We start from the raw sequence: 14,422 nt of genomic DNA, 5'->3' as shown, positions 1-14,422 counted from the left end.
CCCCAATGTGATGTTATAGTAATTGTAACATATGTACCTGATATTTTAAACAGAATTTTATGTATATTTTGGCAATTCTATTCTATCATAAGTTCGACAATTTACAAAGGAGGTAAAAAGGGATGGAAAAACTTAGACAGATCGCTGAAAAATACGGAACACCAGTCTTAGTAATGGATTTAAACGTGATAGCAAACAACTATAGACAACTTATAGAAAACATAAATAATTGTAAAGTTTATTACGCAGTGAAGTCTAACTCTCATATTGAGATTGTGAAATTTTTAAAAGACATGGGGAGCCATTTTGATGTTGCATCACGCGGTGAAATTGAGAAACTTCTATCTATCGGTGTCGAACCATCTAGAATGAGCTTTGGAAACACAATAAAGAAAATTGAAGATATAAAGTTCGCTTACGAAGTTGGTATTAGGATGTTTGCAGTTGATGCGGAAATGGAAATCGAAAAGATTGCCCTTGTTGCTCCTAATGCTGACATATACGTGAGAATAAGTACTAACGGAATGGAAGGCGATGCTGATTGGCCACTCACAAGAAAATTTGGTACAAGCGTTAATCATGCTATCGAACTTGTAAGATATGCAAAAGAAAAAGGACTTAATCCAATTGGTTTGAGTTTCCATGTTGGTTCGCAAAATTACAATCCAGAGAACTGGAGAACAGCAATAAGAGAAGCTTCCATAGTTTTTGAAGAAGCTAAGCAATTTGGTGTAGAAATGAAAATGATAAATACAGGCGGCGGGATGCCAGTTCGCTACGTCAGGGATATACCTTCAATTAAAAAAATAGCAAAAGTTATAAACGAAGCTGTTGAAGAATATCTTGGAAATGATATAACAGTTATCGTTGAGCCTGGAAGATCAATGGTTGGTAATGCGGGAGTCATGATTTCCAGAGTAATTCTCAGAAGTAAAAAAGGTGACGAAAATTGGCTCTATTTAGATGCTGGAGTGTTCCATGGCTTGACAGAGACTATTCAAAACATAAGATACAGAATTACAGTTGACGGAAAAGAAGACGAAGAACTCGAAAAATTTGTTCTTGCAGGACCAACTTGTGATAGCGTTGATGTCATGTACTACGATGCGATGCTTCCAAAGAGTACGACACTTGGTGATATAGTTTACTTCTTCGCAACAGGCGCGTATACAACAGAGTACGGAACAAATTTCAATGGTATAGCTTCACCATCTATCATCTTCGAAAATGGAATTCTTTCAGAAGAAATCGTCGAAGGTTCAAACACTGTTGAAACTTTGATTACAGAGACTCAAGAGCAATAAAATAGGCATCTAATATTAAAATCAAAAAGGCTTCGGTGATATTACCGGAGCCTTTTTTATATTTTATAAATCAATTTCATATTTTACATGGTATTTTTCTTCATTAACAGCTTTCTTTGCTAAATTATCGGCTATTTCGTTGTATTTTTCCCCAGTGTGAGCTTTGACTTTATTGAATTTTATTCTGAAAAAAGTGGAATAGTAATCGTACTTTTCTTTGTATAATTTTGTTAAGCTAGTATTTGTTTTCCACAAACCAAGAGCCCATTTTTCTATACCTTCGTAGTCATAGTTAATTTCTATGCATTTCAGATTTTCATTCTTCGCATATTCAAATGCCAGCAATGCTGCATATATTTCACCAGCCACATTTCGGTGTTTTACGTGTTCTGGGTTTGAGAAACCTCTCCAGTACGTTTCTATTTTCTCTTCATTGCTTTCTTTTACAACAACAAAACCTGCGCCAATTTTTTTCGTGGACTCGTCGTAGCTTCCGTCTATATAGATTTTTACGCATTCGTTTTCTAAAGTCTTTTTCATACACCTGCTTATAGAAATAGAATTAATTTTATTGTTTTTATCAATATTAAAATTATTAGAATTTTGAACTTCTGAATTGATGATACTCAACATTTTTAGTGCTTGTTCGTTGTTGGTTGTTTCCAAAATTTTCAGACTTGTTGGTTCATAATTTTTATCGTAATATAGTTGGACTTTGAGATAATGATTACCACTTTTGATATAATAAACCTCTTGGTATTGGAGATGCTCTATGCCCAATACGTTAAATGAATGTTTAGATATTATGCTTTCAAAAGCTGTGTATAGTTCTCTTAACATTTCATTGTTAAAGTTCAAATTGTATGAAATATTGATTTTTTCTCTTAAAGTGAAATCATTTTGAATTTTCAATTTGTTAAATGAAAAGATTTTTATTGGTAAATCCTTTATATAGACTTTTTTCTTGGCTCTGGTTATCGATGTGTATAACCATCTGAAATATTCCTTAGTTTTTGTAGAATTGTAATAATATGGGTCTATAAAAGCTCTATCCCATTCTCCACCTTGAGATTTGTGTGCAGTTATAGCGTAACCATATTTTACGTGTAATGCGTTTAAGTAGGGGTTATCTTGAAGGTATTTACTTAGATTTTGAGTAATACTTTTTTGTGATAAACCTGTTTTCTTGTGCATATCATCTATACAAAAGCTAAACAATGCTTTCTTTAAATCCGAATCTATATCTGCGGTTTCTGAAAATAAGGAATTCAAAAATACTTTGGATTCTATAATCTCACCAGAATTTATATTTTTTAGTTCTAAATCGTAGAATTCCAAAACATACTTTTTTCTTCCAACAAATGCGTCTTTTCCCTCATAATTTATTACTTTTTCGACTTTAAAAAATTCGCCGTTAAATACTACTTTATCTTTGCAGTAAACATTCTTTGTATTAAGTAATATATCGCCTACTTCAATTTGGCTTTGGAATCCGAGCTTTTTCCTAATTTCCATATTGTACTCCAAAGCTTTTTTGTTTGTTGAAACAATTATGATATCTTCGCCAGGATTTGAGTAATTGTATTCCTTTATGAAATCATGTGTTTTGACAAATTCGTCACCGTCGTACTCAAACTTTAGAGTTAAGTAATTTTCATCGTCGATATGTTTTTTAATTGTATTTGCATTATTTAATATTTTACTTTGGGTTCTTTGCCTAACAACTTCGTTAAGAAAAATCTTTTCGCCCTTTAAATGAAAATTTTCCTGAAGGGTTTTAACATCTAATGCCGGGGAAAAAGCGGAATTTGTTGGTGGAAGTTGGTATTCATCCCCGAAAAATATAATTTTGTTGTTTTCACCGCTTTTTACATATTCGATAAAGTCGGAGAGCAATTTTCCGCTCCCAAAGACAAGTTCCTCGTCTGATTGTTTATTGTCTGAAATCATCGAGCTTTCGTCTACTATGAAAATTGTGTTATCACGTTGTGGTTTTTTTAAACAAAAATATACTTTGATGATTTCACTTTCCAAATCTACTTTCTCATGGGAAAAACTGTAAATTTCACTGTGAATAGTCTTAGTTTCAAATCCGGATTTTTCGTGAAGGATTTTAGCAGCTCTACCAGTTGGTGCGAGAATTACAAAGCTTTTTCCTTTTTCGAAGAGATATCTCACATACTGAGATATTAAAAACGTTTTACCTGTACCAGCGCTACCTTGAATGATTAGAAAATCTAGATAATCATAAATAAAATCTTCTAGTTTTTTAGCTGCATGTATTTGATCTTTTGTTAAGTTGTATTGTTGAAGGAAGTTCAAAAACATTTTTGACCACCTAATTTTAGGATATTTTTAAAACCTTTATGTTACCACCATCTTCGGAGTCTCTTCCTACCGATGATAACCTCTTGTCTGTTACCTTCTTGTATCCTTATAGCATGTCTACCAGACAGAGTTGAGAGTACATTTGTAAACAAAGTTGCTGGAGACACATATTTTCTGCTCGATATTCCCGCGAAAAGTGGGATTACAGAGTATCTTAATACACTTTCTATTATGAAGAATATTTGAAGACCAAAGATGTGATAATCTTTTACATAAAAATCAAGCGAATTAAAGAATTTTGCAATAGGTCCCCCTATTAAGGAACCTATCATACCACCTAAACCACCAAGGGCTGAGAATACTGCAAAGTACATTGGTGAGCTACTTGATGCCGTTTCCATAGGGAGAGTTATAAAAGCAAGGTTCACAGCAGCCCATCCAACACCTGATAAAATAGCGTCTAAAGTAAGAGCTAAGACCCAGTGCTTTTCGTTCATCAAAATCCAAATAGCAGGTGTTATGGAAACGATTGATAAACCGGTTATCAACACACTTTTATGACCGAATTCGTCAGATAATCTTCCCCAAAGTGTGTAAAATAACATCGATAGTAAAGATGCGGTGATAGATGCGTAACTTATATACGTCATTGGTAATTTTAGATTATGTATTTGATGGTATGGGAAAAACGGTGCGGATAATAAAATCACAAAGTTCCACATAAAATAAGCTTTTGAAAGTTTCATAAAATTTTTATCTTTTAAAACTATTCTTAAATCGTTAAGAGATCCTGTTTTTTTCGAACTGACGTCCCTAACTTTCATTAATGAAACAAGAGAGAAAAGTGTAGTAACCATTGTTATTAATATTATTATCGCGAAATTGAAAGGTTTTTTAATGTTATCGGCTATCAGGGAATACAGATAAAAAACCAAAAGTGTCGCTAAAGATACGAAAAAATTTCTCAATCCAAGGTACTTTCCCCTTCTTTCTGAAGGGATGACATCTGATATAATACTAATCCAGACATTTCCAGCAAATGCCGCAAATACCTGACTGAGCGCGAAGACGAGTATAAATAATTCCGGTTTTCTGTGTTCTGAAAATAGGAGTGGGATTAATATTATCCATAAAAACCTACCAGAGTTAAAAAAAGCTAATAGTTTCTTTTTGCTTGGCAATTTTTCAATAACTGCGGGTGCGAATATTTGAAAAATCTGAAATGCCATGGGAAAAGAAGAGACTAATCCCAAAGCGACTTCATTTAATCCAAAGTACAATGCGAGTGCTGTGAATATTACCGTTTGTGTTAAAACAAGGTAAAAAGTTGAGAGTGTGCCTTCGACTGTAAGGTACAATTCATCTTTTGAGGCGTGCCATTTAAGTCTTTTTATAAACTCGCTCATCCTTTTATCACTCCGATAGGAACGCACTTTGCAACTTTGAGTGATATACCGAGTTCATCAACAACTTTAATTACTTTATCAACATCTTTATATGCTTCTGGTGCTTCCTCAACTATGCCTTTTTTTGATTTAGCCAAAAGTTTTACGCCTTTTTTGTCAAGCTCTCTTATCACACGTTCAACTGAGAGCTCTCGTGTCGCTTCTCTTCTTCCCAAAGTTCTCCCAGCACCGTGAGCAGTTGAACCAAATGTCATTTCTTCAGCTTTTTTTGTTCCAGCAAGTATGTACGATGCTGTGCCCATACTCCCTGGGATTATAACTGGTTGCCCTGTTTCTTTAAATATTTCTGGAAGGTGTGGGTTTCCCGGTCCAAATGCCCTTGTCGCGCCTTTCCTATGTACAATAACTTTTCTCTTTTTTCCATCAATTTCATATTCTTCTATCTTAGCGATGTTATGCGCTACATCGTAAACGAGTTTTACATCTAATCCCGCAACAGATTTAAATACTTTTCTAATGAGATGAGTAATAATCTGCCTATTCGCGAACGCGTAATTTGCCGCACAGTTCATTGCGCTATAATACATCTGCCCCCATTTGCTATTAAATGGAGCATTTATCAACTGTTTATCAGGGAGATTTTTATTATGTTCTTTAAGGTTATCTCTCATGATTTTAATGTAATCTGTAGCGATTTGATGACCAAAGCCTCTGCTACCTGTGTGGATTAATATCGTTATATCACCTTTACCCAACCCAAATACTTTTGCTATTTTCTCATCGTATACTTCTTCGACGACTTGGATTTCAATGAAATGATTTCCCGCACCCAACGTCCCAAGTTCGTCTTTCCCTCTCTTTATAGCTTCTTCACTTACATCGGAAAAATCACAATTTTGTATGTGGCCGTAGTCTTCGATTCTTTCCAAATCTTCGTCGTATCCAAATCCCATCTTTATTACTTCTTTTGCACCATTTGTGACTATCCTTTTGAAATCGTTTTTTGAAAAATTCAATTCACTTGTTTCACCAACTCCAACGGGTACACTCTCATAAATGCGTTTTATTATTGTATCGATATTACTCTTTACGATATTACTTGAACCTTTTACGACAAGCATCCTAACTCCGCAGTTTATATCAAATCCCACACCACCAGGGCTTATAATTCCATCTTCAACATCAAAAGCGGCAACTCCACCTATTGGAAATCCGTAACCCCAGTGTATATCTGGCATAGCGTAAGCAGCTTTTAAAATACCTGGAAGAGTTGCGACGTTTTTGATTTGTTCTATCGCTTCTTTATCTAACGTTTCCCAATCCGATAGAATTATCGCGTCAACTCTCATATTTCCAGCTTTGCGAATTTTGTAAATGTACTTATCAACTTTTTCAAGACCTTCAACAGGTGACATATAAATCACCCCCTAGATATTTTAATCAGTGGTCCCCAGTCTTTTTATCGTTTTTGTACCTTGATTGTAGACCACTGATTAATTCATAACTTTATAATTTATTATTTTTCAACTCTTTTGTGAGGATCGTATTCTTGCTTTGACTTTTGCAAAAATTCATATATTTCTTCTAAAGTTGCTTTCACCTTGAATTGCTGTCCTGTTCTCCACTTGATTTCTACCATTCCTTCAGATAGAGCTTTACCAACTGTTACTCTAAATGGTATTCCTATTAAATCCGCGTCGTTGAATTTCATACCAGGTGATATATTCCTATCGTCTAAAAGTACCTCTTCGCCTTTTTCAACAAGGAAATTGTACAATTCTTCAGAAAATTTCATTAAGTTTTCGTTGTTACTAACTGGTGTTATAACTACTGCAAATGGTGCGACGGATAATGGCCAAATTATACCTTTTTCGTCATGTAGTTGTTCTACAATCGCTCCAAGTGTTCTTGAAACACCCCAACCGTAGCACCCCATGATGAAAGGTTTTAACTGACCATCTTTATCCATGTATTTACTACCCATCGCCTCAGAATATTTTGTGCCAAGCTTAAATATATGACCAAGTTCGATGCCTTTCTTTGCATTTAACGGTTTTCCACAAACAGGACACGGGTCTCCTTCTCTTGTAACTATTAGATCTGCCAATTCATCAACTTTAAAGTCTCTGTCAACATTTACGTTTACGAAGTGATAATCTTTTTCCATTCCACCAACAACGAAGTTCTTCATCCCTTTTACCAAGTGGTCTGCGATAACTTTTATACCTTTCACACCCACCGGACCTAAGAAGCCAATGGGTACACCAAAGTCTTTCAATATGTCATCAGGTGTGGCAAAAGCTAACGACTGGTCGTTTAAGAAATTTTTCAATTTTTCTTCGTTGAGTTCCCTGTCACCTGGGACAAGTGCCATGAAGTATCCATTTCTACCTTTGTAAATAAGTGTTTTTACGATTTTTCTCACTGGAACTCCTAGAAAATCTGCCACATCTTGCGCTGTTTTCACATTTGGAGTGTAGACTTTTTCCATTCCCTTGAGCTCTTCATTATCGTAAATAATTTCACCAGTATATGGCACTCTTTCATCGTTGCCTGCGTACCCACATTCGCAGAAAAGTACATTGCTCTCTCCAGTATCTGCAAAAGCAACAAATTCGTGAGATTCGTTGCCTCCAATTGCTCCGGACGAAGCTTCAACAACCGCATATTTTAATCCAATTCGTTCCATTATATTAGAGTAAGCTTTTCTATGAGCTTTGTATGTTTCATCAAGGGATTCCCAATCGCTGTGGAAACTGTAACCATCCTTCATTATGAATTCTCTTGCTCTAAGCACACCAAATCTCGGTCTAATTTCATCTCTGTACTTGTTTGCCATTTGGTAAAGGGTTATCGGTAATTGTTTGTAGCTATTAAGCTCATTTTGAACAAGGAAAGTTACGAGTTCTTCGTGAGTAGGTCCAAGCGTAAAATCTCTTCCGTGCCTATCTTTTAATTTCATCATCTCTGGACCGTAATCTTCCCATCTGCCAGATTGTTTCCAAAGTTCCGCAGGCTGGATTATTGGCATCAAAATCTCGTTTGCTCCTATGTTGTCCATTTCTTCTCTCACTATCTTTTCAATCTTAAGTAAAACTCTCCTTCCGAGTGGTAAATATGTATACACACCAGCCGCTATTTTTCTTATAAACCCAGCTCTTGTAAGCAATTCTTGACTTGGCACTTCCGCATCCGCTGGTGCTTCTTTTAATGTTGGCGCGTAAAACTGTGAAAATCTCACAAATATCCCTCCATTTTCCAACTTTTTAAAGTCTTACATGTCAATAATTCTAAAATTTTATTAATCATTAATTTCGTATTTTGTACCTTCTGGAGTATCAAGTAATTTTATCTTTGCATTTAAGAGTGCGTCTCTTAGCTTATCAGCTATTTCAAATTGTTTATTCTTTCTGTATTCATTTCTTAAATTTATTATACCTTGTATTAGCTGATCTAACTGTTCGGAATTTACTTGCTGTTGTTTTTGGATTTCACTGTCAAACACTCCAAGAACAGGACCATAAATTCTCTTTACAAGGTGGTACATTTTCAATGCTCTTTCGTCGTTACCTTCATCCATTGATTTGTTAAGTTCTTTAACTGTATCGAATAAAATTGAGAGTGCAACTGGTGTGTTGAAATCGTCGGAAAGTGCTTCCACAAATCTGTCTATGAAGTTTTCCATTTCTTCGTCAATTTTTGGTACCAATGGGTATGGGTACTTTTCCGTGAATCTGTTTAATGCGTTATGCACCCTTTGAGCTGCTCTCATGTTATCTTGAAGTATCTCGTCCGAAAATTCCATAGGTGAACGGTAATGTTTGGACAGCAAGAAAAGCTTTACGCCATCTTTAGTGTACCTTCTTACCGCTTCCCTTACCATGAATGTGTTTCCAAGGGATTTACTCATCTTATCTCCACGTACGATAATCATACCGTTATGCATCCAGTATTTTGCCGGTGGTTTACCTGTGAGCGCTTCACTCTGAGCTATTTCATCTTCATGGTGTGGGAAGATAAGGTCTTCACCACCACCGTGTATATCAAACATATCACCAAGTAATTTTTGCGACATAACGGAACATTCTATATGCCAACCTGGCCTACCGTTGCACCACGGACTGTCCCACGTAGGTTCACCAGGTTTGGCGGATTTCCACAAAACAAAGTCAAGTGGATCTTTTTTCAGTTCATTCACATCAACTCTTGCGCCTGCTCTCAAATCATCCAAATTTTTTCCAGATAGCTTTCCGTAATCTCTTAATTTCCTAACGCTGAAATAAACATCACCATTTTCTGCTGGATATGCGAAATCTTTTTTTATCATTGTTTCAATTGCTTCAACGATATCTTTAACAAAATCTGTTGTTCTGGGGTGGTAATTTGCTGCTCTTACGCCTAAAAGTTGAGCATCGTGAAAATACTCTGCGATAAACGTATCCGCAACTGTTTTCCAATCGACGTTCCATTCTTTTGCTTCGTTTATTATCTTATCATCTATATCTGTAAAGTTTTGAACCATTATTACCCTGTAACCCACGAATTCTAAAAACCTTCTGAGAGCGTCGAAAACAACCATAGGTCTTGCGTTGCCTATGTGAATGTAATTGTATACAGTAGGTCCGCAAACGTACATCTTTACGACGCCAGGTTCTAAAGTCTCAAGTGGAACTTTACTTTTACTAAGCGTATCTGTTATATAAACCTTTGTCATGAGACCACCTCTTCATTTATTTAAATACAAAGAGATCCTCTCTATTACTTCGTCTTTACCAAGGATTTCGAGTATATCGATTAGTTCTGGACCTTCAGTTTTACCTGTAAGTACAAGTCTTAACGTCATATAGAAATCTTTACCTTTGAGCTTTGCGCTCTTCATAGCTGTTTTGAAAGCTGCGTATATTGAATCTTTATCCCATTTTTCAATTTTTTTGAGCTCTGAAAGTAAATTTGTGTAAGTTTCAATAGCCTCTGGAGTTTTTTCCGGTAATTGATGAGGTTTTTCGAAGAAAATATCTGTCAATTCAGGTAACTGCGAAAGTTCTTCTATCCTATCCTTTACAGCGTGGAGTATCTTTGCGAAATATTCATCGTCAACATCTTTTTGCAAGAATGGTTTAGCTATTTTAACAAGCTCATCCATACTTTTCATTCTAATATGCTCTGAATTCATCCATTTCAATTTTTCTGGATTAAATATCGCAGGATTTTTTACAAGTCTTTCAAGCGAAAAACTTTCTATCAATTCTTGCTTTGTGAGTATTTCTTTTCCTTCTGGATGTGACCAACCGAGTAATGCGAGGAAATTAACCAAAGCTTCTGGGAGATATCCCCTACTTTTGAATTCTTCTACTGACGTTGCGCCATGACGTTTACTGAGTTTACTTCCATCAGGTCCCAGAATCATGGAGACATGCCCAAAAACAGGTGTAGGCCAACCGAAAGCTTCATAAAGTGCCACCTGTTTAACTGTATTTGACAAATGATCATCGCCGCGCAAAACGTGAGTGATTTTCATCAGACCATCATCTATAACACAAGCGTAGTTGTAAGTTGGCATACCGTTGCTTCTCAAAAGTGCAAAGTCGCCAACACTTCCAGCTTTGAACACAACTTCGCCTTTTACAACGTCGTTTATCACATAATCTTTTCTTAGCATAGAGAAATAAACTGCAGGCTTTAATCCCTTTTCTTCGTATTCTTTTTTTCTTTCAGGGGTATTATATGGCTCAAGCATTTCGCGTGTATAATGAGGTGCTTTACCCTCACTGAGTAATTTTTCTCTCAACTGTTCAATCTCTTCTGGGTATGCGTAGACTTCGTAAGCTTTTCCTTCTTCAATGAGTTTTTGCGCATATTCATGATAAAGATGAACTCTTTCACTCTGCCTGTAAGGCCCGTATTGCCCACCGATATCTGGACCTTCATCCCATTCCAGACCAAGCCATTTCAACGCGGAAATAAGCTGCTCTTCGAAAACTTTTTCTGACCTTTCGAGATCTGTATCTTCGATTCTTAAAATGAATTTACCACCTGTTTTTCTTGCGTAAAGATAATTAAAAAGTGCAGTTCTAGCACCACCAACATGTAAATACCCCGTTGGACTTGGGGCAAATCTCACACGAACTTCTGACATATAACCGTTCCTCCTTGTGTTTTTTATTAAATCTCTTATTATTTATTATTTATGCAAACGGGGGCACCACGGCCCCCAATTTTTAACTTTCCACCGAAGATTTAAACTTAAGACATAAACTAAACGAAAAGTATTAACACTTAAAGTTGATGTAAATTTTAGTTATTCTTCGAGTGGTTCAAACATATCTTTGCTTACACCGCAAACTGGACATGTCCAATCATCTGGTAAATTTTCAAATGGAGTTCCTGGGTTTATACCGGAATCTGGATCACCAACTTCTGGATCGTAAATATAACCACATACTGTGCATCTGTACTTCATTTCTTTCACCTCCATCTTTAACTGTGGTAATCAATTATACCACAAAACTATTTCACTTTTCAATAACTACTTTGCTTTTGTTGAAGAAAAATTGAATTGAATATATTAATATACTCAATATAATTGAGAGGAAAGTCAATCCAAAAGTACTTTTAAAATGATCGAGGAATATTCCACCGACAAAAGGTCCAACTCCAAAAAGCAAGCCTATAACCATTTCATGCAGTGCGCCTTGTTTACCATGTTCTTCTGAAGTAGAAAGCAAACCGTAAAATATAGCAAAAGTATAAGGAACCGCATAACTTCCGCCAGCCAAAAAGGCTGTTAAGAAGAATAAGAGAGGAGTTTTGGCGAATAATGCAACAACTCCGGTAAGTAGCACCACAGATAGCAAAACGCCACAGATAATTTCATTGCCTACCCATTTTTTCCAATATTGAAGAGCAATGAATGTAAGCAAAACTCCGATATTTGCTCCAACCGTAAGAAAACCGGCACGTGATATATCAAGCCCAGCCATCTTTATTAACTTTGGAAACTCAGCGAGAACCGATGTGTATATCAATCCGCCAAGGAAAAGAATAATCCTATATTCTAATCTAAGTCTTTTCATCCTGCTAATATCCTTTACAACATCGAATTTATCGCTATCGGTTGTTAATTTTCTATTGGGGGTGAAGTTTATCAATTCGCCATTTATTTTTTTATCACGGCTTATAAGCAAAAAAACAACAATACTCAGGATTATTCCGTAAAAGAATATAATAGAACGTGCTTTTACAGTGAGGTAAGGCCCGAAAGCCACACCAAATATATTTCCAGAGCTCCATGCTAGTGTGAATCTACCGGTTATAGATGGAGGTGTAACTTTTAGCAAACTTTCAGATTGGGCTATTAATCCTTCAACTTGTGGGAAAAATGCGCCGAAGAATATTCCTTGAAGGCTTGCGAAGATGTAAAGCCAAAATCTGTTATTCACGAAGAAACCAGTAAATGATAATGCAAAAAGATAAATGAATAATATATTCATCATCTTTTTGTACCCAAACTTGTATCCTATGTGTCCCAAAGTGATACTTGACAAGGCATACAAGAATGACAAAAGAAGGTTTATAAAACCAATTTCGGAGAATGAAAATCCCCATTGAGCGGCTGTTGAATTAATGAAGGTGCTGAATAAATAAGCGTTTATTGATACAAAGAATGAAACCAAGTGATAAAAATGAAAAATGCCACCAAATTTACTTTTCTTTTCCAAAATAATTCACCTCTAAGAACATAAAAATTAGACATGCTAACAAAATAATGATATCATTAAAAATGACTTTTGACAACCATATTTTTCTTTATTAATAACGTTTTTGATTATTTTTAATATTTTCTGCTCCACATAGATATTTAACCTGTTGACATGTTAAAAACTCTGTGGTAAAATCTATCACGCGATGGGGCGACGTAGCCAAGGGGTCTAAGGCGGAGGTCTGCAAAATCTCTATTCGAGGGTTCAAATCCCTCCGTCGCCTCCACATGAGTGGGCTCGTAGCTCAGTTGGTAGAGCATCCGGCTCATAACCGGACGGTCGGGGGTTCGATCCCTCCCGAGCCCACCAGTTCTTTTAAACCTTTTGTGAAAGTTTTGCATGTGAGAAAAAGCGGGCTTACTTGCCCGTATTTATTTTATGTAAAATGTAAAAGATGAGGAAACAATTCAAAAATTCCCGCTCTGCTTTTTAGAGGATAAGCAGAGCCGCGTAGACCGAGGGAGGAGGTGCTTTATGAGGATTTACGAAACTATGTTCATTATCAAACCAGATGTATCAGAGGAAGAAAGAAACAAACTTGTGGAAAACGTTAAGAAGTTCCTTGAAGAAAGAGTTAAAGCACAAGTGGAGACCGTTGACAGATGGGGTATTAGAAAACTTGCTTACAAGATTGGAAAATACTTCGAAGGAGACTACACGGTCATGTACTTCAGATCTAACGGTCAAGGTCTTGATCAACTTGAAAACTACTTCAAAGTACACCCAGAGTTCATGAGATGGCAAACATTTAGAAGAGAAGACCTTGAAAAGAAAGAAAGAAGAGCAGCACGCCAAAAGACAGGAGAAACTCAAGAGAATGTTTCACAGGAGGAAAGTTCAACAAATTAAAGTTTATCGAAATTGCTTATTTTAAAAAGAAGGTGAATTAATAATGTCTTACAACAAAGTAGTTTTAGTTGGAAGGCTAACAAGAGATCCAGAAACAAAACAGACTCTAGATGGAAATTTGATAACGACTTTCACTTTAGCAGTTAATAGGGCAAACAATGGAGAAGCAGATTTTATACGCATAGTTGCGTTTAGAAAGTTAGCTGAGTTAGCTCATACTTACCTTCAAAAGGGGCGAATGGTTCTTGTAGAAGGTAAGTTGAGGATAAACAAATGGAAAACAAACGATGGGCAATCGCGTTCAACTCCTGAGATATGGGCTGATAATATTGTCTTTGTTGATACAAAGAAAGGCGATAGAGATGTCCAAGACGAGATTCCTTACGAAGATGTCTTTGATACAGACGCAGAAATAGTAGACAACATTCCAGACGACGATGAACCACCGTTTTGATTTTTGATTTTCCGAAAAAATGATATAAAATAGGAGGGAATAGAAATGCCGAAAGTAAGACAGAGAAGGAGAAAAGTAAAGGCTTGTAAAATGTGTGAAATGAACGTTGAATACGTTGATTATAAAGATATAAGAATACTTAAAGATTTCTTAAACGAAAAAGGAAAGATACTCCCAAGAAGGTTAACAGGCAATTGTGCTAAACACCAAAGAATGGTCAAAATAGCTATTAAAAGAGCAAGACAAATGGCGCTCTTACCATATATAAAGTACTAATCTTGAGGACATTTAAAACGCCCCAAACAAGGGGCGTTTTGTATT

At 36.0% G+C, this 14,422-nt stretch carries 12 protein-coding genes and 2 tRNA genes; 6 read left to right on the top strand and 8 right to left on the bottom strand.

The genetic code is table 11. The annotated features are described in order from the left end of the window. Positions 1 to 122: 122 nt before the first annotated feature. Positions 123 to 1,304, top strand: a complete 1,182-nt coding sequence (locus FNOD_RS03540; protein ID WP_011993858.1) for a type III PLP-dependent enzyme — start codon at positions 123 to 125, stop codon at positions 1,302 to 1,304. Between the two features lie 63 nt (positions 1,305 to 1,367). On the opposite strand, the gene FNOD_RS03535 is transcribed toward FNOD_RS03540, so the two are convergent. From FNOD_RS03535 to FNOD_RS03500, 8 genes are all read right to left on the bottom strand, one after another. Next, the gene (locus tag FNOD_RS03535; protein ID WP_011993857.1) at positions 1,368 to 3,632 is read right to left on the bottom strand and encodes an AAA family ATPase; all 2,265 of its coding nucleotides are present in this window, start codon (positions 3,630 to 3,632) and stop codon (positions 1,368 to 1,370) included. A gap of 41 nt (positions 3,633 to 3,673) precedes the next feature. Beyond that, positions 3,674 to 5,038 carry an MFS transporter gene (locus tag FNOD_RS03530; RefSeq protein ID WP_011993856.1) on the bottom strand — a complete coding sequence of 455 codons (1,365 nt, stop codon included), beginning with the start codon at positions 5,036 to 5,038 and terminating at the stop codon, positions 3,674 to 3,676. After that, positions 5,035 to 6,453 (bottom strand): RtcB family protein, encoded by a 1,419-nt coding sequence (locus FNOD_RS03525; RefSeq protein WP_011993855.1) that lies wholly within the window; start codon positions 6,451 to 6,453, stop codon positions 5,035 to 5,037. The genes FNOD_RS03530 and FNOD_RS03525 overlap by 4 nt, the downstream gene beginning before the upstream one ends. 101 nt (positions 6,454 to 6,554) lie before the next feature. Then, on the bottom strand, positions 6,555 to 8,279 hold the full coding sequence (locus FNOD_RS03520) for a proline--tRNA ligase (protein WP_011993854.1): 1,725 nt from the start codon (positions 8,277 to 8,279) through the stop codon (positions 6,555 to 6,557). 60 nt (positions 8,280 to 8,339) lie between these two features. Further along, on the bottom strand, positions 8,340 to 9,752 hold the full coding sequence (cysS, locus tag FNOD_RS03515; protein WP_011993853.1) for a cysteine--tRNA ligase: 1,413 nt from the start codon (positions 9,750 to 9,752) through the stop codon (positions 8,340 to 8,342). A gap of 12 nt (positions 9,753 to 9,764) precedes the next feature. After that, complete coding sequence (gene gltX / locus FNOD_RS03510) at positions 9,765 to 11,174, bottom strand: glutamate--tRNA ligase (protein WP_011993852.1); 1,410 nt, start codon at positions 11,172 to 11,174, stop codon at positions 9,765 to 9,767. 162 nt (positions 11,175 to 11,336) lie between these two features. After that, a complete protein-coding gene (gene rd, locus FNOD_RS03505; RefSeq protein ID WP_011993851.1) occupies positions 11,337 to 11,498 on the bottom strand; it encodes a rubredoxin in 162 nt (53 codons plus the stop codon). A gap of 52 nt (positions 11,499 to 11,550) precedes the next feature. Continuing rightward, positions 11,551 to 12,756, bottom strand: coding sequence for an MFS transporter (locus FNOD_RS03500; RefSeq protein ID WP_011993850.1), 1,206 nt, complete (start codon positions 12,754 to 12,756; stop codon positions 11,551 to 11,553). 191 nt (positions 12,757 to 12,947) lie between these two features. On the opposite strand from FNOD_RS03500, the gene FNOD_RS03495 reads away from it, so the two are divergent. The 5 genes from FNOD_RS03495 to rpsR all read left to right on the top strand — a co-directional run bounded on the left by FNOD_RS03495 (position 12,948) and on the right by rpsR (position 14,377). Continuing rightward, positions 12,948 to 13,024 (top strand) — tRNA-Cys (locus FNOD_RS03495). Between the two features lie 7 nt (positions 13,025 to 13,031). Then, positions 13,032 to 13,107: transfer RNA gene (locus FNOD_RS03490), tRNA-Met, on the top strand. Between the two features lie 165 nt (positions 13,108 to 13,272). Next, entirely contained in the window at positions 13,273 to 13,647 is a 375-nt protein-coding gene (rpsF, locus tag FNOD_RS03485) for a 30S ribosomal protein S6 (protein WP_011993849.1), read from the top strand. Between the two features lie 43 nt (positions 13,648 to 13,690). Then, positions 13,691 to 14,101: a single-stranded DNA-binding protein gene (locus tag FNOD_RS03480; RefSeq protein WP_011993848.1), complete on the top strand. Its 411-nt coding sequence runs from the start codon at positions 13,691 to 13,693 to the stop codon at positions 14,099 to 14,101. Between the two features lie 45 nt (positions 14,102 to 14,146). Next, positions 14,147 to 14,377, top strand: a complete 231-nt coding sequence (rpsR, locus tag FNOD_RS03475; RefSeq protein ID WP_011993847.1) for a 30S ribosomal protein S18 — start codon at positions 14,147 to 14,149, stop codon at positions 14,375 to 14,377. Positions 14,378 to 14,422 lie beyond the last annotated feature (45 nt).

This window comes from Fervidobacterium nodosum Rt17-B1, from assembly GCF_000017545.1.
GTDB classification, from domain to species: Bacteria; Thermotogota; Thermotogae; order Thermotogales; family Fervidobacteriaceae; genus Fervidobacterium; species Fervidobacterium nodosum.
This window is presented reverse-complemented; position numbering and strand designations above follow the sequence as displayed.